1 protein-coding gene and 1 pseudogene are annotated in these 718 nt (G+C 71.4%); both read right to left on the reverse strand.

The window, feature by feature from the left end:
• Positions 1-54 precede the first annotated feature (54 nt).
• Entirely contained in the window at positions 55-540 is a 486-nt protein-coding gene (locus KZA10_RS16775) for a hypothetical protein (RefSeq protein WP_218683468.1), read from the reverse strand.
• A pseudogene (locus KZA10_RS16780) lies at positions 537-718 on the reverse strand (tRNA (adenosine(37)-N6)-threonylcarbamoyltransferase complex transferase subunit TsaD); the annotation flags it as partial. The gene KZA10_RS16775 and the pseudogene KZA10_RS16780, both read right to left, overlap by 4 nt.

The raw sequence follows: 718 nt of genomic DNA on the forward strand, positions 1-718 counted from the left end.
GCCCGCGCCTGCAGGGAGCGCAGCTCCTCGAGCTCGTCTGCGTCCAGCATCGGCTCAGCCGAGCCTCTCGAACTGCATGCCGGCCCAGACCAGCCAGCCCAGGCTGTAGACCGTCGCGCAGAGTCCGAGAACGAGCGCCCAGCGCGCGATCGCGCGACTCTTGACAGGGCGACGCAGAGACATGATCGCTGCGACGACCGCGACCACGGCGACCGGGATGCCCCAGCCGACGAAGAACGACGCCCCGAGCGCGACGATCGCCGCCAGCAGCGCCCACGGCGCCAATCGGGTGTCGTCGACCGGCATGGATCCCGTCGACGGCTCCCACTCCGTGTCGTCGGGAGCATCGATGTCGGGACCGGTCGCGACGACCGGCTCGATGCCGACCGGACCCGTCGGCAGCCTGGTGTATCCGTCTCGGCGGGAACCGGGAAGACGGGCGGAACCTGCGGGGTGCTCGACCTCGTCGCTGGGGCCTTCGATACGCGCCGCCGGCGTCGCCGAGGACCGCGCCTCGGGAGTACCGGGGACGTCACTCATACCGACACCGCCTCCGCGATCTGGATCTCGGTCACGGGCAGCGTCGAGTCCGCGCCGAATGCGAGGGTGGAGGGGCGCCGGCCGGAGGAGATCAGCTCGGACGCGAGGGCGGCGATCATCGCGCCGTTGTCGGTGCACAGCGACAACGGCGGGATGCGCACCGTGACGCCTGCGGCCT

The organism is Microbacterium sp. BF1, from assembly GCF_019279095.1.
Taxonomy (GTDB): Bacteria; Actinomycetota; Actinomycetes; order Actinomycetales; family Microbacteriaceae; genus Microbacterium; species Microbacterium maritypicum.

Excerpts from the sequence above, each read along its gene's own strand:
- KZA10_RS16775 (WP_218683468.1), bottom strand. The coding sequence starts at position 540 with ATGAGTGACGTCCCCGGTACTCCCGAGGCGCGGTCCTCGGCGACGCCG.